Annotated in this window: 17 protein-coding genes; 6 read left to right on the forward strand and 11 right to left on the reverse strand. The window is 46.4% G+C overall.

The window, feature by feature from the left end:
- Window positions 1–152: 152 nt before the first annotated feature.
- The 3 genes from QT984_RS12340 to QT984_RS12350 all read right to left on the reverse strand — a co-directional run bounded on the left by QT984_RS12340 (window position 153) and on the right by QT984_RS12350 (window position 3586).
- Window positions 153–1061, reverse strand: coding sequence for a MoxR family ATPase (locus QT984_RS12340; protein ID WP_333057199.1), 909 nt, complete (start codon window positions 1059–1061; stop codon window positions 153–155).
- Between the two features lie 178 nt (window positions 1062–1239).
- Entirely contained in the window at window positions 1240–2454 is a 1215-nt protein-coding gene (locus tag QT984_RS12345; RefSeq protein ID WP_333057200.1) for a bifunctional riboflavin kinase/FAD synthetase, read from the reverse strand.
- 229 nt (window positions 2455–2683) lie between these two features.
- Entirely contained in the window at window positions 2684–3586 is a 903-nt protein-coding gene (locus tag QT984_RS12350; protein WP_333057201.1) for an MBL fold metallo-hydrolase, read from the reverse strand.
- Window positions 3587–4692: 1106 nt separating this feature from the next.
- On the opposite strand from QT984_RS12350, the gene QT984_RS12355 reads away from it, so the two are divergent.
- Both QT984_RS12355 and QT984_RS12360 read left to right on the forward strand, forming a co-directional pair.
- Window positions 4693–5691 (forward strand): hypothetical protein, encoded by a 999-nt coding sequence (locus QT984_RS12355; protein ID WP_333207666.1) that lies wholly within the window; start codon window positions 4693–4695, stop codon window positions 5689–5691.
- Between the two features lie 47 nt (window positions 5692–5738).
- Window positions 5739–6905 carry an RNA-guided endonuclease TnpB family protein gene (locus tag QT984_RS12360; RefSeq protein WP_333313803.1) on the forward strand — a complete coding sequence of 389 codons (1167 nt, stop codon included), beginning with the start codon at window positions 5739–5741 and terminating at the stop codon, window positions 6903–6905.
- Between the two features lie 47 nt (window positions 6906–6952).
- Here the strand turns inward: QT984_RS12360 and QT984_RS12365 are convergent, their stop codons facing one another.
- Complete coding sequence (locus QT984_RS12365) at window positions 6953–7567, reverse strand: hypothetical protein (protein ID WP_333055673.1); 615 nt, start codon at window positions 7565–7567, stop codon at window positions 6953–6955.
- 529 nt (window positions 7568–8096) lie between these two features.
- Between QT984_RS12365 and QT984_RS12370 the strand changes: the two genes are divergently transcribed.
- On the forward strand, window positions 8097–9002 hold the full coding sequence (locus QT984_RS12370) for an alpha/beta hydrolase (protein WP_333233804.1): 906 nt from the start codon (window positions 8097–8099) through the stop codon (window positions 9000–9002).
- 320 nt (window positions 9003–9322) lie between these two features.
- Here the strand turns inward: QT984_RS12370 and QT984_RS12375 are convergent, their stop codons facing one another.
- Window positions 9323–9847: a DUF4330 domain-containing protein gene (locus tag QT984_RS12375; RefSeq protein WP_333055675.1), complete on the reverse strand. Its 525-nt coding sequence runs from the start codon at window positions 9845–9847 to the stop codon at window positions 9323–9325.
- 372 nt (window positions 9848–10219) lie between these two features.
- On the opposite strand from QT984_RS12375, the gene QT984_RS12380 reads away from it, so the two are divergent.
- Window positions 10220–11071: a M48 family metallopeptidase gene (locus tag QT984_RS12380; protein ID WP_333055676.1), complete on the forward strand. Its 852-nt coding sequence runs from the start codon at window positions 10220–10222 to the stop codon at window positions 11069–11071.
- Between the two features lie 316 nt (window positions 11072–11387).
- On the opposite strand, the gene QT984_RS12385 is transcribed toward QT984_RS12380, so the two are convergent.
- The 5 genes from QT984_RS12385 to rfbF form a co-directional block, all read right to left on the reverse strand.
- Window positions 11388–12158 carry a metallophosphoesterase family protein gene (locus QT984_RS12385; RefSeq protein WP_333055677.1) on the reverse strand — a complete coding sequence of 257 codons (771 nt, stop codon included), beginning with the start codon at window positions 12156–12158 and terminating at the stop codon, window positions 11388–11390.
- Window positions 12159–12487: 329 nt separating this feature from the next.
- The gene (locus QT984_RS12390) at window positions 12488–13234 is read right to left on the reverse strand and encodes a DUF1995 family protein (protein WP_333055678.1); all 747 of its coding nucleotides are present in this window, start codon (window positions 13232–13234) and stop codon (window positions 12488–12490) included.
- Window positions 13235–13411: 177 nt separating this feature from the next.
- Window positions 13412–14143, reverse strand: a complete 732-nt coding sequence (locus tag QT984_RS12395) for a cyclase family protein (protein WP_333055679.1) — start codon at window positions 14141–14143, stop codon at window positions 13412–13414.
- 132 nt (window positions 14144–14275) lie between these two features.
- Entirely contained in the window at window positions 14276–15340 is a 1065-nt protein-coding gene (locus QT984_RS12400) for an acyl-CoA dehydrogenase family protein (protein ID WP_333374101.1), read from the reverse strand.
- 203 nt (window positions 15341–15543) lie between these two features.
- The gene (gene rfbF / locus QT984_RS12405) at window positions 15544–16320 is read right to left on the reverse strand and encodes a glucose-1-phosphate cytidylyltransferase (protein WP_333055681.1); all 777 of its coding nucleotides are present in this window, start codon (window positions 16318–16320) and stop codon (window positions 15544–15546) included.
- Between the two features lie 358 nt (window positions 16321–16678).
- On the opposite strand from rfbF, the gene QT984_RS12410 reads away from it, so the two are divergent.
- Window positions 16679–17218, forward strand: a complete 540-nt coding sequence (locus tag QT984_RS12410) for an RNase A-like domain-containing protein (RefSeq protein ID WP_333055682.1) — start codon at window positions 16679–16681, stop codon at window positions 17216–17218.
- Window positions 17215–17514 carry a contact-dependent growth inhibition system immunity protein gene (locus QT984_RS12415; RefSeq protein WP_333055683.1) on the forward strand — a complete coding sequence of 100 codons (300 nt, stop codon included), beginning with the start codon at window positions 17215–17217 and terminating at the stop codon, window positions 17512–17514. The genes QT984_RS12410 and QT984_RS12415 overlap by 4 nt, the downstream gene beginning before the upstream one ends.
- Before the next feature lie 334 nt (window positions 17515–17848).
- Here QT984_RS12415 and QT984_RS12420 read toward each other — a convergent pair whose 3' ends face one another.
- Window positions 17849–19177: a GH39 family glycosyl hydrolase gene (locus tag QT984_RS12420; RefSeq protein WP_333055684.1), complete on the reverse strand. Its 1329-nt coding sequence runs from the start codon at window positions 19175–19177 to the stop codon at window positions 17849–17851.
- Window positions 19178–19190 lie beyond the last annotated feature (13 nt).

Below are 19190 nucleotides of genomic sequence, written 5' to 3' on the forward strand. Positions count from 1 at the left end.
AACAGGCATCTTGCCTGTTCCTTGAATTAAGCTGTAATTCTTTATTGTTTGTGGAACAGGCATCTTGCCTGTTCCTTTAATTAAGCTGTAATTCTTTGTGGAACAGGCATCTTGCCTGTTCCTATAATTAAAGCAACCTACTTACAAACTTTTTAAGGAATAGGAACAGACCGCAACAACTTGTCAACAATCGTCTTAGCCCTTCTTCCCCCCGCCGGAATCAACCGGTGAGACAGTACGTGCGGCGCCAAATCCTTCACATCATCCGGGGTAGCAAAATCCCGCCCCGAAATAAACGCCAAAGCCTGCGACGCCCGGTGCAAAGCCACCGCGCCCCGGGGACTCACCCCCAGAGTAATCTCCTCATCCTCCCGCGTCGATCGCACCAAATCTACAATATACTGTTTCAAAGAGCCTTCCACCTTCACACCAGCGCACAAACGACGCAATTCCTGCACTTCTGCCAAAGAAATACAAGGCTGCAAATCTTCAACAGCAAAACTATCAGAAAGCCGTTCCAACATTTGCAACTCTTCCAACGCAGCGGGATAGCCCAAAGTCAAAGACAAAGTAAACCGATCCATTTGCGCTTCCGGTAACGGAAAAGTGCCTTGATATTCGATCGGGTTCTGAGTCGCAATCACAAAAAACGGCGTCGGAACATTTCGAGAAACTCCGTCTACTGTCACCTGCTTTTCTTCCATCACTTCCAGCAAAGCTGACTGAGTTCGCGGCGTCGCCCGATTGATTTCATCAGCAAGCAAAACATTAGCAAAAACTGGGCCGGGCAAAAACTCAAACTCTCCGCTGCGCGGATTCCAAATATTAGTACCGGTGACATCCGTCGGTAACAAATCGGGAGTGCACTGAATCCGCTGAAACTTCCCATCGATCGATCGCGCCAAAGACTTCGCCAGCAGCGTTTTTCCCACACCAGGCACGTCTTCCAGCAGCGCGTGTCCGCCCGAAAACACGGCTACCAGCACCAAGCGAATAGCATCCGCTTTGCCAACCATAGTTTTGCCTAGATTTTGTTTGAGCCGCTCAATATGTTGTCTCATATCCCTGATTTCTAATTGTTAATTGCGAATTGCTAATTGCTAATTGTTGAAAAGATATCAAGATTGCCAAATTCTTGAGTCTTTGCCTTGCGGACTTCGTATTTGTACAACTAGAATTTAGTCTGACTCATCTTGCACCATTTTTAAAAGCGATCGCCTGTTCTAGATCACATAATTATTAGACTTTAGCAGTTAAGAGGCTTCTAGCAATATCGCAATCTGCCTGAATTTGAGTTTTGAGAGCATCCAGAGAAGCGAATTTTTGTTCGGGTCGCAAAAACTCTACCAAACTCGCACTCAAGGTTTGACCGTACAAATCCCCAGACCAATCTAACAGGTGAACTTCCACAGTGGGTTGCAGACCGTCTACCGTCGGGCGGCAGCCAACATTCATCACCCCATTGACAAAAGATAAATTGGATGCTGTGCCGGGGATTACAGATTTGGGGTTTTCCCGCTGATAGGAAGAACTTTCCTCTTTCATATTTTCCCATCCATGCTTCAGCGAGACTCGCACTGCATACACGCCAAAACGTGGCAAAAATTTTTCCGGCGGCAGTTCGATATTAGCAGTAGGAAATCCGATCGTCCTACCCAGCCGCTGTCCCCCAACCACAGTTCCGACTAAACTGTAAGGTCGCCCCAGCAACTGATTCGCTCTTCTGAGGTCGCCGGATGCCAGACCTTCGCGGATTGCAGAACTGCTGATCCGATCGCCCTCACCGCAATTGTGCAGCGGTACAAGAGCAACATCAATACCGTAACCAGAGGCGATCGACTGCAAATCCACAGCCGTCCCAGCGCGTCCCCGCCCAAACCGAAAATCAACCCCCACACTAATTCGACTCGCTTTTAGTTGCCGCACCAAAATTTCCTCGACAAACTCACAAGCAGTCAAAGCCGCTAATTCTCGATCGAACGGCAGCAGCACAAGTTGCTCGACGCCCATGGCTGCGAGCAATTCTACCTTTTCTGCCAGAGGTGTCAGCAGTTTTTTCGGTTGACCCGTAAAAAATTCTTGCGGGTGCGGATCGAATGTCACCACAGTGCTGTAAAGTCGATCGACCCCATCAGAATCGATTCCAGAAAGGCTGTTGCCGTCGGCCCGAGCGCCTATCAAACCCTCGAACTTATGGCGGCTGTCGGCTCGATCCGGCGGTGCTGCTGAGTCATTTTCGCAGGTCGCCGGATGTTCTGTTTCCCAATTTTGATCTGTGCCAACGTTTGAGCGCAAGTTTTGCCCCGACGCAATCACCCTGGCAGAATTTTGCCCAGGCGATCGATTTAAAATTGGCTGCACGACTTGTCGATGCCCTAGGTGCAAACCATCAAAGTTTCCCAAGGCAACAGAAGTTGGAGTCAGAGCAGCGGTAGAAGAAGAAGTTACCCACACGCTTAAAATTTTGACATACTTAGTGCGATCGCCAGTCGATTTTAGATTTTAGATTTTAGATTTTAGATTTTACTCCACAGATAAATCTGGAAGGTTGAACTTTGGTCTAAACTTTTTGGTTTTCCACCACTTAAGCCGGGGGCTTGTATCCGTCTCTGAGGTCAGCCCTAACTTAAATTTGAGATTTCTGACCTCAAGATTTCAGAACCATCGGGCAATCTCAAATCCATCAGACAGGCACTTGAGGCGCTTGCACCGACACTTCAGACAAATTGTTATCAGGAGGCAGCAATTGTAACGACAAACCTTCCCGGGCCATCAAACTGTTCGGGAATCTTTGAGCCACTTGTTCTCCCACCTTGTCTAAAAACTCGTCATTGTGCAGCGGGTCGTGGTGAAAAATCACCAACTTTTTGACATTAGCAGCCTTTGCCACCTTCACCGCTTCCTGCCAAGTCGAATGTCCCCAGCCGACCTTGCTGCTTTTCTCCGCATAATACTCCTCATCGGTATAAGTAGCGTCGTAGATCAGCACCTCAGCATCCTGAGCCAAATACAGCACATTTTCGTCTAAACGATCGGGAAAATGTTCGGTATCAGTCACGTAAGCAGCCGAATACCCCCGCCAGTTTACGCGGTAGCCTATAGCTTCGCCCGGATGGTTCAGCAAAGCAGTTTCCACCTTAATCTCTCCGATTTCCAGCGGTTTGCCCACTTCTATATCGTTAAATTTCAGGTCTGCCCCCATAATTTGCAGGGGTACCGGAAAATTGGGGTGCAGCATCTGGTCGTGGAGGCGCTGCTGGATAGTAGCCTTATTAGGAGCAATAGCCCCATAGATGTGAAAGCAGTTCCCAGGAATAAAAGCTGGGACAAAAAATGGGAATCCTTGAATGTGATCCCAGTGAGAGTGAGTAAAAAACATATGAGCTTTTACGGGCATCTGGGACAGGAGAGTTTGTCCCAAAACCCGCAATCCAGTACCGCCATCGAAAATTAGGCGACTCTCACCCACTCGCATTTCTACACAGGGCGTGTTGCCCCCGTAACGTACTGTTTCTGCCCCGGGAGACGCTATGCTACCTCTAACGCCCCAGAAGTGAACCGTGAATTGGTTGTGCATACTAGACATGGGTTTTCTTGCAAGATTGTTCCGGCGAGTTATCGATAAGGTGTTTACATATTACTAAGGGCTTTACCATCAAACCCAAGTTCTTTGACGGTCGAGTTCCCCACTTGTGGGAACTGCCAAGAGTCTCGCTCATCGCGAGAATGCAAAACTGTTGGGCTTGACAACTGAGCAATAAATTACAAAGTAGACGTTGGAAGTCTCGATCGTAACTATTCTTTTCGTCTCTTCACTAGCCTAACCTCCGCAGACACACTTTGGGGCAGTAGTTCTGTCTGAGTTTGGTCAAAAGCCGCTGTTTCTCCAGCCTCTGCAATTGCCGAACCGGATTGCGCGGTCGGTTGCTTGCCTTGCTGCTTTACCGGTTTGAACCCGGATGATGGCTTTCCTGCTATCTAGTCCGGTCGATCGACCATAATATGCAGGTGGCGGGGCTGTTTTACGCCGATATCTGGCCGATATTGGCGATCGGGCGTGAACGCGCCGCTACAAGAATGACGGTTAATTTACCCGACTTGAGATGCTCCCGCCATTTAACCCCTGCCCATGAGCATCCGGGACTCCTTTTTAGCAGAACCCGGTTTAATTAACTCAACTCCCATTAATTCAAAAATCTTAGCAGTTTAGGAATGCTCCTGCTATTAATTATCAACCAATACTGTCTGGATGCTCGGCCCGCTGCGGTTCGTCCCGCTAGCGGTCAAGCTGAACCCAGCCTCATCTGACACCGGGTAGCAGCGAGAGTCCGGGCCTGCGGGCAAAAGGCTAAATTTTCGTCGTGCATTTCTTGGCGGACGAATTGAATCACTCAAAATTCCCCTATTTTCGGAAATTAAAAAATTTCGCTTTTTGGCTATCATGCCAACTCCGATCGCCATTCTGTCTCAAGAGCGATGCAGAAATATTCCCTGTTAACCTGTGGTGCTTTTCTCAACAATCTTCAATCGCTCTATTTTTGGTAAGGATTTCTCGGAATTCGGCGCATTTGCGGTACTCGCCACGGGTTTGAATTTCCGGTATCATAGAAGCTTAGAGTCTTATTTGCCGAGAATCTAAATCAGTGCTAAAAAAGCCTGGATAACTTTAAGTTATTTTTCAAAAAAGTCAGTATGAATCAAGTTAAAAAAACTACAACCAAGCTGAATAGATCGCCGGTGAAAGTGTCCGATCGCACTTTGGAACTCGGTAATCTTCCCTTGAGCGACCTGTCTTTAGAAATAACTGATGGTCAAGCTTTGAGAGAATTGAGTTCGGACGATCGCCCGTCGGCAACCCCAACAGCCACAGGCCGGACTGCCGAAACAAGACGCCGGAGGGTAGATGGTAAGACCTCCTGGGCCCGATCGCCTGTGGTTTCTACTGCGTTTCTCAAATGGCTGCTAGAGAGTTTGACTCGATCCAAAGGTTGGCTGGCAGTTATCACCCTGGCAGCAGTTTGGGGGTGGTGGAACAGTGAATTACTGTTTTCCACAGGCCTGGGGATAGCAGCGATGATGGTGGTTTACCGAGGGCAGTCGTGGGACTGGCAATTGCTGCGGGCAAAAGGCGAGCAATTTTGGGAGGGCCCGAACCGCCGATTCGTTTTAGCCGTCGGCACCGGCGGCATTGCTACCTTGGGCGCTTACATGAGTTTGGCGATTTGGGCGGACTCTGAGAGCCACTGGATGGCTTTGAGCCTAATTTTGCAGAATTTGGGTACGATCGCGATTGCAGGGGTGTTGCTGCGGCAAGGGTTGAGTCTGGGGGCAGCAAAAGATGAAGATGCGATCGATCGCATCTTGGCGGATTTGACTGATGCTGACCCCGTGAAGCGTTTGATTGCTGTGCGGCAAATGACCGATTTGGTGAATCAGGGTGGGTTTGGCCCTGTGAGCTCTGTCAAAAGTTCCATCGCCCGTTCCCGCGCTGCCGAGTGCTTTCGCCTGATGCTGAGTCGGGAACCAGAAGCTTTAGTCCGCAATGCCCTTCTCGAAGGTTTGCAGACTTGGGACGCTACTTATGGCATGGCTTTAACTAATGCGAATGGGAAGTCCCGCGCTCTACCGAAGGTGAGCGTCGGGATGAAAGCTCGCGGTGAAAATAAATTGAGCGACAGCGAATCAATATAGTTTTTGTGTGCTACGCTCATCTTATCGGTATTCTGCAATCTTGATAAATGTATAAAGCCTACAAGTACAGAATCTATCCCACAAGTGAGCAAGAAACCTTGCTTGCAAAGTCTTTTGGTTGTGCGAGATGGTTTTGGAACTATGCTTTAAATCTATGTCAAGAAACTTACAAAAATACTGGCAAAGGACTATCTAGGGCATACATACAAGGCTTGCTCCCTCCACTCAAAAAAGAATACGAATGGCTAAAAGAACCCTATTCTCAATGCTTGCAGGTGGTGGCATTGAATCTATCTACTGCCTACAAAAACTTCTTTGACAAGAGGGCGATGCTGCCCAAATTCAAGTCAAAGCACGGCAGGCAGTCGATCGGCTACCCTCAAAATGTCAAATTCGACGGTGACTATATCAACCTACCTAAGATTGGTTTAGTTTTCTGTCGGCGACATCGTGATTTTGAGGGCGACATCAAGACCGTTACTGTGTCTCGCAACCCGGACGGCAAACATTTTATTTCTGTTTTGATTGACGATGGGAAAGAAAAGCCTGAGTTAGTCCCAGCAGATAAAGCTATTGGCATTGATGTAGGGTTAACTCATTTTGCGATCACCAGTGATGGTTCTAAGTTTGGCAATCCCAAACATTTTATCAAGCGTCAACGCAACCTAAAACGTAAGCAGCAAAAGCTTTATCGCAAAAAGAAAGGTAGTCAAAACCGAAAAAAGGCAAGACTGGTAGTGGCAAAAGTTCACTCCAAAATTGCTAGATGCCGTGAAGATTTTCTACAGAAGCTATCCCGCAAGATAGTTAACGAAAACCAAGTTATTGCAGTGGAAAATCTCAATATCAAAGGCATGGTCAAGAATCATAATTTAGCTTCATCAATTAGTGATGTTGGCTGGGGTATGTTCTGCACGATGCTTAAGTACAAGTCCGAGAGTGAAGGAAAACAATATGTCGAGATTGATCGATGGTTTCCTAGCTCTAAGACTTGCCATGTATGCCTAAATCGAGTTGATAATCTCACTCTTGATGTTAGAGCATGGAGTTGTCAGCGTTGTGGTACTCACCATGACCGTGATGTAAACGCAGCAATCAATATTAGAAATGAAGCCTTGCGGATTTTGGCGTTAGGAACTAGCGCTTCTGCCTGTGGAGAGGATGTAAGTCGATCTGGTAAAACTTCGGTTTTATTGGACGCCCCGCCCCGTTGAATCAGGAAGCCAGCGCTGTACCCCTTAAGTGGTCAGCGTCTGGTAGTTCACAATCCAAACATCAAGTCATCGACTATTAGCTGACCGTCAAAAGCGTAAAAAGTAATTTTATGAATATTCGGAGCTTTTACGCGCAGGGGAGTCCTAGGGTCGATCGGAGAATTAGACCCCACCAGATTGGGCGCCGGCATTTCATCCTGAACTATTGGGTTGCCGTCAATGTCACAAGCAGATAAAACAGTTCGTCGCGAACTGGTGACAAGCCCTGACACCCAGCGAACTGGATACTTAAAAGTTACTTCTATCAGTCCGCTTTTGGGGGCCCCCATTAACACTGTTGCCCCAGAACCTGTGAAAAATGCTGGGTTTGAAGGTTGGATGGCGACGGCATTGCTAAAAGTCACCCCCCAATGTGCAAACTGGTGTTCTACTACTTCAAAGCATTTCAAGTCTTCTAAAGCTACCCGGACGATCGCAGGTACCGTGGCGCGCGATCGCACCTCTGACCCTGCGCCTGAGCGTTCTGGAGTGGCGACAACAGACTTTTTGCCGTTTAAATCCATGCTTCGATAGGCTGTATCAAATTCTGCAAACCCGTCTGATTGAAGACTTTTCGCATCAACCATAAAACCCTCGCGATCCCTTTTTCTGAGCAGTTGCATTTTAGTAAACCTCCCTGAGATTAGTTGTTTCTTGTGTTTTGGAATTGATAACGGCGAGGCCCGTGATTGCCAAACCTGGAATTAGGAATCGAAACCCCATCGCCCGCCCTCCAACAAAGACTTTCGACCTCAAAAGCCACTGCTCCGCAAAATATCGTGATTAATGATTCGTGATTGGCGAGCCTCCGCCAACCTGCCGCCTGCCTGAAAGCGAGTTCTAATACTCCTCCTTTCCGAGCGCCTGCTTTCGGGGTTGGCGAACCGACTCTATTTTGTTGAGGGGTCTTACCCATCATTTTGCTATTATCTCCGATCGGCGGTAGTTTGCAAGGGTAAGGATAACTACACAGCCGAATTGCCCAAATCGCAAAACTTACTTGCTGTCTGTAGTTTCACGCTTCACCTGTACTAAAATAGATTTAAATCATTACTCAATCTTTACAAAAACGCCACCAGCTTTGCAAGTTTTTTAAACAAAGACGGGGCGACGGAAAAGAATCTAAAATATAACAGCGATTAAGGTTAGTTTATGCTTGTACCCCTCGGCTTCGGTCAGCGATCAATAGTTACTTCTCTCGGCAGAATGGTTTACTACACTGCTGAAAAAATGCCTTGGATGGGGTTGCCGACCTCAACTTCGGAAAATAAGCCGAACTTAGTATTTTTTCACGGTTTTGGCGGCGGGTCGAGTGCCTACGAATGGTCAAAAGTTTATCCGGCTTTTGCCGCAGAATATCGAATTTTAGCACCGGATTTAATCGGTTGGGGGCGATCGGAACATCCGGCAAGAAATTATCAGGTGGAAGATTATATCACAACTTTGATCGAATTTCTCGAAAAAACTTGCGGCAGTCCGACAGAGGTGATTGCTTCTTCGCTAACAGGGGCGATCGCGATTCGAGCTGCGATCGCACGGCCGGATCTCTTCAAATCCCTAATTTTGACCATACCCAGCGGTTTGTCGGACTTCGGACAAGACTACGGCAGCAGTTTCTTCGCTAAGCTAGTCAACACGCCGATTTTAGATCGCTTGCTCTACAGTACCGGAATCGCCACAGACGGCGGCATCCGTAACTTCCTAGAACAGCGCCAATTTGCAGATTCGCGTCGCGTTTACCAAGAAATTGTTGATGCTTACCTCCAATCTGCTTTGGAACCAAATGCAGAATATGCAGCCCTGTCTTTTGTGCGGGGAGATTTGTGCTTTGACTTGTCGCTGTACATCACTCAGCTAACAACGCCGACAGCGATTATTTGGGGAGAAAAATCGCAGTTTACCGGGCCCGATATCGGCCAGCGGTTGGCAAACCTCAACCCCGAAGCAATCAAAGTTTTTCAACCTCTGGAAAACGTAGGTTTGACTCCGCAGTTAGAAATTCCCGCTGTCACGATTGGCTTAATTAGGCAATACTTAAAATTGCTTTCGGAAGGGTAAAGAAGTTCGGCAACGGATTTTGTAACGGATGTAACGGATGTCACGGATAGAGGTTCCTGGATCGAGGGAAGAAGGAAGATTAATTCCCCACAACCCATAGATGTCAACTTAATCCTAAAGACGGCTGTATCTCTCGTTTATATCCAAGTCTAGATCCCCCTAAATCCCCCTTAATAAGGGGGACTTTGACAATAATCTTGCCCCCCCCTTTCTTAAGGGGGGCTAGGGGGGATCTATACTCTGCTAGAAGCGAGATTTCTCATGAATTTTAGTCTGAATTTGACACCAATGACTAATGACTAATGACTACTGACTACTAATTATTCTTTTACTCGCACGTCGATAACGCTGGCGTTGAAAATGTACTTGTTGCCTTCAAGCTCTAGCGTAGTGCCAATTTTGACTTTCGTATTACCTAAAACCGGGCCATTTTCAGTAAGTTGACCTTTTCCCTCTAAGGTAAACATCATATTTCTGCTGAAGGCTTCTTCTTCTCTGGGATCGGGGAGAGCTTTCAGAGTGCCGTTGGGCTGAGGAACTGCTAGGGTTCTGGTGAGAGTTTTGACCGATTTGATGGTAATCTGACCGGACGGTTGATTGCGGATCACCACATTGATTTTATCACCTGTTTTGAACAACTCTGGAACGTTTGTTCCTTTGAGACCGATCGCAATTGCATCAATCTCTACAGGTTTGATACTGGTGCCGACTTGGGCGACGGAACCGCCAGAAGTGCCGGGAAAGAAAAAGATTCCGACTGCAACTAGCAGTACGATCAGAGCGGCAGCTACGTCTAGAATGCTGAGTTTGCCGAACAGTCGGCCTTGAGAATCTAAAATTTTCATAAATCGCCTATTATACTGATAGCGACAGGAGTATGTTTACAAGCTCAGGACTTACACAGAAATCGATGAAAAACAGATGCTGTGATTGCTTGGCTACCGCTGGCAATGACATACTTTATTGATGCGTAAGTCCTGAAGCTAAAAGATATTACCACAACGATCGCCCCAAATCCGCATGACTGGGCCACTTAACCCGGAAGGCCGTTGACGGCGGTTGGTTGGCCGTGGGTCGATCGCCCAGAAGCTGGTGGCGCGGTTAAAAATTGACAAAAAGCTAGAATAGCAACTAAGCAGCCTCAAATTACGTCTGCCTATTGAGTGACTTTTCGAGTTTTTCCTCAAATTTTATCTAACTTCTCCCACGTATCAATCATGTTAAAAAGTTTTTGGTTGACTTGCCGGCGTACTTGTGGCCGGGGGATTTATCTGTTTCTGTCCCTGATGGTGGCTGCGGGTATCTGGGTGGTTTCCCCGGAACCGACTCAAGCATTTTCTTTGCCCGAACTTATTTTTCGAGGCATTCAAGTTATTCAATTGTCGAATATGTCCGATCGCCAAGAGGTGACTATTGGCCGACAAATTAATCAGCAGTTAACCAGGAGCCAGTTTAAGATTGACCGCGATCGGGACACTACAGAATATATTAACCGTATCGGTCAACGACTCGCTCAAGAAAGCACTCGCCCCAATATTCCTTATACTTTTCAAGTGATTGACGACGACGCGATTAATGCTTTTGCAACTATGGGCGGTTTTGTTTATGTGAATAAAGGCTTGATGACAGCGGCGGACAATGAGGCAGAATTGGCAAGTGTGATCGCCCACGAAATCGCTCACATTAATGCTCGCCACGCGATTCAACAAATGCGTCAAATGGCCATCGCTTCAGGCGTAGCTTCCGCCACTGGGCTCGATCGATCTCAGGCGGTTCAGATTGGGGTGGAATTGGCTTTGCGCCGTCCCCACAGTCGCCAAGCTGAGTATGAAGCCGATCAGTTGGGATTGCAAACTATGGGGCGAGCAGGCTACGCTCAATCTGGGATGGTTGATTTTATGAAAAAGTTGCTCAACAAGCCTTCTCCTCCTAGCATTTTGAGCACTCACCCGGCAACTGGCGATCGTATTGCTGCTATTTCACAGGCGATAGATCCGGATCTTGCTAGCGGTGAAGGTTTGAATAATGAGGATTACAGGCTAGAAATCCGCAGGCTTTTAGGTTCGTAGAAATTCTCAATCTGTCAGGGGCTCTATTGTTTTCTCTTCTCTTTTCTTCTCTTTTCTTACTTCGCGCTCTTCGCGCCTTCGCGGTTCGTTAAAAAATAAATCCAGTTATATCATGTCCCATGGATTAACCATAATAGCCCGGTCGGGGCGGGTTTTTGAGATTGTCAATTATTGGCACGTATTGTTGGCTCACGGGCCCCTACAAAAATCGCGGTTCCTCCACCGGACATGATATTACTAGGGTACGTCAGAAGCAGGTTAATTTCGATTTAATTGATCGAACTTAAACTGACGCACCCTAAAACTACAAATTGATTTAACACTCCTGTGGAACAACATAATCGATCGCAGCTTGGGGGGGTGGAATCGGCTGCGGCTTCAATTGCCGGACAACTTCGTCAAAGGGCAAAATTCGGACTTGATTGTTAAATACATTTACTTGATAAACTCTGCGGTAGCTGAGGTCAAATCCTGTCAGCCAGCCGCTTTTGGGATGATAAGCACCCGTGTCAATATCCAACCACCCTTCGCCCCTGACTAATTCGCCCGGTCTGACCCCATGAAAGGTAAAGGTGATCGTGTGACCGGTGATAATTAATTTATTGGGAAAATAGGGTTTCGACATGGTGTGAAATTCCCTGCGAATCCAACACAGTTGTTCGATCGACTGTTCATCGAGCGACAGATGGGGGTCAACGCCGGCGTGAACCAGCCAGATGTCCCCTAAGTCCAGGTGCGTGGGGAGCGATCGCAGCCACTCTAAGTGTTTATACGGCATCATCCCTGTATCTCTGTAGCTCGCTACTGTCGCATCGCCACCACTGTAGAGCCAAGATTGCCACGCTCGCATATCCATCGGCGTCCCCGACAAAGCCTCCAGCATCAGTTGTTCGTGGTTGCCCAACAGAGTGTGGTAGGGGCTTTGCTGCACAAAATCTAATACCTGAGCGCTTTTGGGGCCACGATCGATTAAGTCTCCTAAAAAATAGACGCGATCGTCCAAGCCGGGGGCAAGTGCCTCTAGCAGGGTCATTAACCCGTCGTAATGCCCGTGTACGTCCCCGATAACAATGCGCCGATGCTCCATTGTGTTTATCCGCTTCCCTGACTCAAAAGCCCCATCTCTAGCTTATAGCATCTGATTTTGCTGTTATTTGCCTCCCCTCTTTTACGGTGGAGGGGTGTCACCCATTATAGTGCTTTTTATAAAGATTCTGTAAAGCTCACCAGTACCTGTTTGCGTAGCTACTGATATAAACACAGGCAAGCTGCTAATTCTGCTTCTGCAACTGCTGTTACTGAGGCAAAGCTTTGAGTTATTTCACGCTTTAGGGTGCATCAGCGATTAGCCGACGGATTAAGTCGAAAATAATCCTAGCTGACACACCGTAAAATACGATCGAGCCTTAACGATTGTCACTGAGTCAAAGCTTTGAGGAATGTCTGGAGTTCTGCCAAAAAACCTTTCTTTTTTAAGGGTTTGGCAGGTGCGGTGGAATCAGGATCGGCGCTTGGGAGAGAACCGGCTAAAATCCGCTCTAAATCGTCTCCGACAGGTTTTTGGGCGGTTTCAGAAATTAGTTGGTATTCGTCGTTTGTTTCCAGCCAGACTTGCCACGATTGGGGGTAGCAGCGGAATAAAGCAGCAGTGTCGAGGGGTCTGATATAGTAGCAGGATTCAATTTTGCTGAGGAATCGATCGCGCAATTGGCGGCCCGCATAGCCTATACCTATGGTGGCAACATCTTCCAGACGCGGGTTGAGTAGAATTACGGGGCGACCGGCCGCAGCTATATAAATTTTTTCGACTTGGGCAACTTCTACGGCTGCTGGATTGATCAAAATGAAAAGTTGATCTTCCGGTGATATTTTATCTTCAACAGGGGTGCGACTGCTACCCAAATCAGTGACTTTAAACGGTGTTTCTCCCCAGTCGCGGCGCGCGAGGGCTGCCGCACCGGTGTCGGGAAAAAAGACTTTTACTCCGGGGTATATTTCCTCAAATTCTGGGAGAAATTGTAGGGTGATAGACTGTGCTTGCAGGGCGATTTCTGGAAATACTAATTCGACTTGCAGTAGAGTTTTGCCGTCCGAGAGGGCAGCGGCGGTGGCAATGCGGGATTGGGCGATCGCCTCGTTGAGATCCTTGGGCAGTTCTGTCATTAATTTAATTGTTTTTACTCGACTTCTCTCAATCTAATTTTACCTGAGATATTGCACCATTTTCAATTACTTGTTTAGGAACAGGCTTTTCGGCCTGTTCCACAAAGAGTGAATTTTCTTGTGGAACGGGCATCTTGCCCGTTCTTGAGCATAGTACAAGATGTAAGTTTTACCGCATTAAGCAACAAAAGCTAACACCGATACAGGCGAACCGGAACCTCCCAAAAGACGCAATATTCCGATAACTAAAGTGATTTCAGCCGCAGGTAACAAGTCGAGATTTGCTAGATTTTCCAGCACTATTCGTTGCTTTTCCAATACCAATTTGTTAACCGCAAAACTTTCATCTCGCCCGGTATCGACTCCGTGGGTGTCGGTGCCAATTCCCGCGATAGAGCGTTCTTCTAGCAAAAATTGAGTTGCTGCTTTGCCAAATCCCGGAAAGTGGCAAATTCCGCGATCGTCTCGGTTGAAAAATGCTTTCTCGTCATCCCATTTTTCTTGCCAGCCAGTATACAATAAAACTAGATTTCCCGGTTCTATAAGTTTGTGCTGCCGTTCCCAAGTCAATATATCATCAATTGTTAAAGTGTAGTCGGGATTGGCAAGACTTTGCTCTCGGATGTCGATCGCAATTGCCGGCACAACGAGCGACTGCGGGGAATAATTATCAATGCTGGCGCCTCCTGCATAAAAGCTGTTGGGTGCGTTAATGTGAGTGCCGCTGTGTTCGCCCATCGAAAATTTTCGCAGGAAATACCCGTCTGTTTCTATTTGAGATACTGTGGCAATTTCTGTCGCTGGATCTCCTGGCCAAATGGGAATATTTGGGTGAATTGAATGGGTTAAGTCTACAATTGTGCTATAGGCGATCGTTTTGAGATTATTGGAGTTTAATTGGTCTGTCATCAGGTAAAATATATCTATTATTTATTAAACACAGTTTATTCAATTCTAAAATCTAAAATCTAAAATCTAAAATCTAAAATCTAAAATCGATTGACCGTCTGCACTCTCAATCTAAAATCTAAAATCTAAAATCTAAAATTCGATTAGTCGATCGAGGGTTGCTTCCATCACATCCTTTGTTTGCCCGGAAACAGTATACACCAAAGCTTCTCGATAAACTCTCCCCGCCGGGTGTACCGCACCGTTAGCAGCACCGCTAGAAACTGCTACCGCAGCGTGTCCGCAACGCACGGCTAAATCAATGGCTTGAGCTCGCAGCGCTAATTGTTCTGCTTTCGAGCTATGTTGAGATTGTGGGAAATTCTGTTTTAGCCGATCGAGCTTTTGCTCTAGTTTTTGGTAAGCCGCCGCTATAAAAGGTGAATTCTTAGCAGCCCCGGCGGCTGCAATTACATCCAATGCTGCTCGAATACAGCCAAAAGTAGCCGGAACAAAATTCAGTATATTTTTGGTGTCGTTTTCCGCAATCCAGCCGACAGGTTTAATTGAAATTATTTCCGATTCATGCAGCAACCAATTATCGAGAGTTGCTGTCACAGTATTAGTCGAGTTCATGGCGATTAACTGCATGATTTCGCTACAAGCTATTTTACCATATTCGCCTTCAATATTGGCAAAAGGCACTAAACCGAAAACAGCGCGTTCGTCAGGAAGTACCGCCGCTACAATAAACTTTTGAAACAAGCGAAAACCTGTTACCCAAGGAACTTTTCCTGACAGTAAATAGCCCGCTTTTGTGGGAGTTGCGGTGACGGCAGGATTGCCCGATCGCCTTAAATGCGAAAACCCAATACCCAAGCGTAACTCTTTTTGGGCGATCGCGGGCAAGTATCTGCTTTTTAGCATTTCATTGTCGCTGTTGGCAATCATCGCAGTGGCGCTGTGGTGCTGAGTTTGCAGGAAAGACAATGCGCCGGAATATCGAGCCGTCAATTCCTGATATTGGTAAAAAATCGGGAGTGCAATTTCGGCGCCGCCCCATTTTTGGGGAACTCGCAATGCTAAGAGCGATCGATCTTCCAATCCCGCAAATGCTGTTTCTAGCGCTTCCGAGTCGCTGTCGATAATTTCCGCGTGGGGTGAAACGCACTTTTGCAGGTAACTTTCTGTGCTGTTGAGAATATATGGGGAATCCATTTTATATAATTATTTTATAGCTGTTTTTCTCTAAATCATTGTGAACCAGCCTAAAAATCTGCCCTCAAACTAACTTATTTACTCACATTTTGCACCAGTCTCTAGAACAGGCTCTCCGGCCTGTTCCACAAAAAGTAAATTTGTTGTGGAACGGGCAGGATAGCCCGTTCATAAAAGGCTTACTGAGAATACCCAAAACTAATTTATTTCCACATTTTCCAAGGAGCCTTTCCTTCATCCCAAAGTTCGTTTAAATACTTGTATTCTCGATAAGTATCCATCGCAAAGAAGAAGCCATCATGACGGTAAGCCATCAACTGTCCGTCTGCTGCTAAACGCTGCATCGGCTCCTGTTCTAAAATACAATCATCTCCCCCCAAATACTCAAATACCCGGCGGTTAAATATCATATATCCAACACTGATCCAGCCATCTATTTGAGGTTTTTCAGAAAACTGTACTACGCGGCTATCGCTGTCTACATCCAAAATTCCAAAGCGAGAAATCGGACGGAATGTGGTGACAGTTGCCAGCTTACCATGAGACTTGTGGAAATCGACTAAAGCCTCAATATTGACATCAGCTACTCCATCGCCGTATGTCACCATGAAATTCTCGCGATCTATATATTTTTCTATCCGTTTGACCCGCCCTCCTGTCATGCTTTCCGCGCCAGTTTCAGCCAGTGTCACCTGAAAATCTTGTTCGAGATGTTCCTCGTGATAAGTGATCGTATTTTGCCGTCCCAGACAGATAGTAAAGTCATTGTTCATGGCTTCATAATTAAGGAAATATTCTTTAATCATGTTGCCGCGATAGCCCAAGCACACAATAAAGTTTTGGAAACCGAAGTGTGCATATATCTTCATGATGTGCCAAATAATTGGATGTCCCCCCACCTCCACTAAGGGTTTGGGACGAAATTCTGTTTCTTCTCTGAGACGAGTACCGAGACCACCTGCTAGGATAACTACTTGCATTTTTTTTATTTTTAAAAGATGATCAATTAATTTATCATCAATAATCAGGGATTTATTCAAAGAATTATTAACTTTTTCTCATAGTGAGTGAAGCTTTGTCAACCCCAGAAATCACGAATTATTATAAATAATCGTAGGGTGATCCGTGGACACCGTGTATTTAGTAATAATCCTAGGGTGTTCCGTGCACACCATGTATTTAAATGCTGCGCGCAATTTCTAACTAACAGTAGGGTGGGTACTGCGGACAGTATATTTGAATACAGCGCGCAATTTCTAACTTAGGAATGGTAGATTAGGAAATAGACAAAAAAACAGCAAACACCTATACTAAATATAAGAAAGAGATTAAGCAGCAATGAAAAATCAACTCGATCGCCTAAAAAATTTTTTAGGTATCCTCTGTGCGATCGCCTCCATAATTATATTATTCCAATGGGCTATACCTGGTGTTTACGCCACGGTTGTTGCACCGAAAATCTCAACCATACCAGAAACCACCGTAGCTTTTGTACCCAACATACCGGGCGGGGGATTAGAATTTCACGAATCAGCAGGAGGACACACTTTAGAGAGACACGTTGGTAAAACAGAAGCACAACTAGCACAGCGACTCGCAAGCGAAACGAGAATTTCTGCTGCATCTTCTTTTATCGATCGTTCCGTCGCCGAAGCGGCTATTGCAGAAGCAATGAACAGAAATCAAAGTGCGATCGACTCCTGGGTGAAAAGTCGCGGCAATCGTTATACGATCGACTACAATGCCAACAGAATCATTGGTATTACTCTGCGTCGCCGCGCATCCAAAGCAACTTCAACATCTCGCCTGAGAATCGTCCTCCAGCGCAGCGCCAAATTACCTCCCGGATACTTTATTCTCACAGCCTATCCCCAATGATCGATCAATTTCCTCATTTAACCCAATTTTTCAGTTCCTACTTTCACCAAGACTGGCAGTTAGAAGCTGACACTCCCAGCGATGTAGTGAACAACTACCGCAGCAGCGAACCGCCCGCAAGTGTTGAAGCTGCATCGCAAGAGCTCAGCAAACTGCTCGAAATGCCGATCGCCCCAGCCGATTTAGAAGCATTCATCCTCGATGAATTAGGGTGTTACTACGACCCCCAATCCGAAAATCAAACAGTCAGAGAATGGTTGGAATCTGTGCAAAAATCTTTGAATAATCCCAGCTAAACTTTATATATTTGTAAGGACGCGGCAGTGCCCTGTCCCACAATTTGTCTATATATTTGTAAGGACACGGCAGTGCCCAATGCGTGTCAAATTAAGCTTTTCGTCCGCTAGTCCTCGCGCCTACCCGCCAGTCCGCCAGGGAATGAATTCCCTGTCTAATAGTCAAAGTCCTCTAAAAGAGGACTGAATAATTCATTAGTCCTCTTTTAGAGGACTTCAGCTTTGAGGCAGGGGTTTCAACCCCTGTCGGACTATCGGTTTAACGTTAAGTTGACAGGACGAAAGGCAGTGCCGTGTCCCTACAATTTGTTCACAATCTAATAGGATAGCTAGCTCACTTGCTAACCGTCAATAAGTAGCCTTCGTGGACGTTGAAATTAGGGATAACATAAGCCAAGCTGCCGCTACCAACCGAAAAACTTTCTTCTTTAACTGTGACAAGCTGTGGCACGGCTCCTTCTTGATTGTTGGGAATCTTTTCTAATTTTAGAGTGATTTTCTGACCCCTTTGAATACCTAGCTGCTCCAAATTGCCGATGGTTAATGTTACCGTTGTTGCTGAGGAAAAATTGGGGTCGAAATAACCTAAAAGTATCTGTGCTTTACCTTCAGGATTGGACTTGCTGGCTAAAGCGACAAGGCGATTGTTATTTGACCAACTCCGCACCCGCGAATTAACTCCGTCAGCATAAGCTTTGTAAGTCCACCAAGCAGCTCTCGGCTCAAAAGTATTAGGCGTGACCATCCCACTCAGCGTATTGTTGAAGCAATTGCTAACTTTATTTGGCCCTTTAGTATCCCAACAAGCTCTGCAAGCACCGTCAGCTTTTGCATACTCTAAGTTATACAAATAACCTAAGATTTCCCCCGGCTGGTACTGCGCTAAGTTGCCGACAATTTCGTTGACGTAAATTTTTTGCAATTTCAGTTCCTTGTAAGAGGGACTTTGCTGAAAATTGCGTTTAGCCTCAATTACGTGATCGTCAACAAATAAGATCATCGTGTCGTTAAGTTCGTGCCACGAGAGGAAATTTACTTCAAGTTTGTTAGCCTTGCAGTAATCCAAAAAAGCGGCGAGATATTCTTTGCTGTAGCGGCCGAGGCTGGGCCCGCCAATCATTGCTGACGGCCCCAATTCTTCCCGCAAAATTTTGTAAGCTCTTTTGTAAGTTTCAAAGAATTGTTCTCTGCTTCCGTTCCAAAATGGATCTTTCCAATCTGGCTCATTCCATACATCCCAAATAATTTTTTTGCCTTTATTTTGCTGGGCTAATTGCCGCACGAATGCTTCCCACGCGGGGTAGTTTTGATAGGGCCAGCCATTGGGATTGCTACCGTAGCCCCACAAGTCGCTGACTACTAACTGAAACTCGGCTCCGCTGGCGATTATGCGATCGTAAATATCGAGTCTCCCCGCCCGCCAAAGTTTGGGCTGCAAGGGTTTAATAGAACTATCCGGCGGCTGGCTAGTATCAATTCCGTGCAGGATGCCACTCATGGAAATTGTACCGGTGGCTGGCTGTCCAAAATCTACTGTAACGTTCGATCGCAGTTGGGCAACAGTTGGTTGCTGTCCCAAATAGGCTATTAACAGAACAGTGACAATAGCTAAACAAATTGGCAGCAGTTTATTAATCCGTGGGAACTTGAATGTAAATTGCATATCTTTTCTTTGG

This window comes from Microcoleus sp. Z1_B2 (assembly GCF_036700325.1).
Taxonomy (GTDB): Bacteria; Cyanobacteriota; Cyanobacteriia; order Cyanobacteriales; family Microcoleaceae; genus Microcoleus.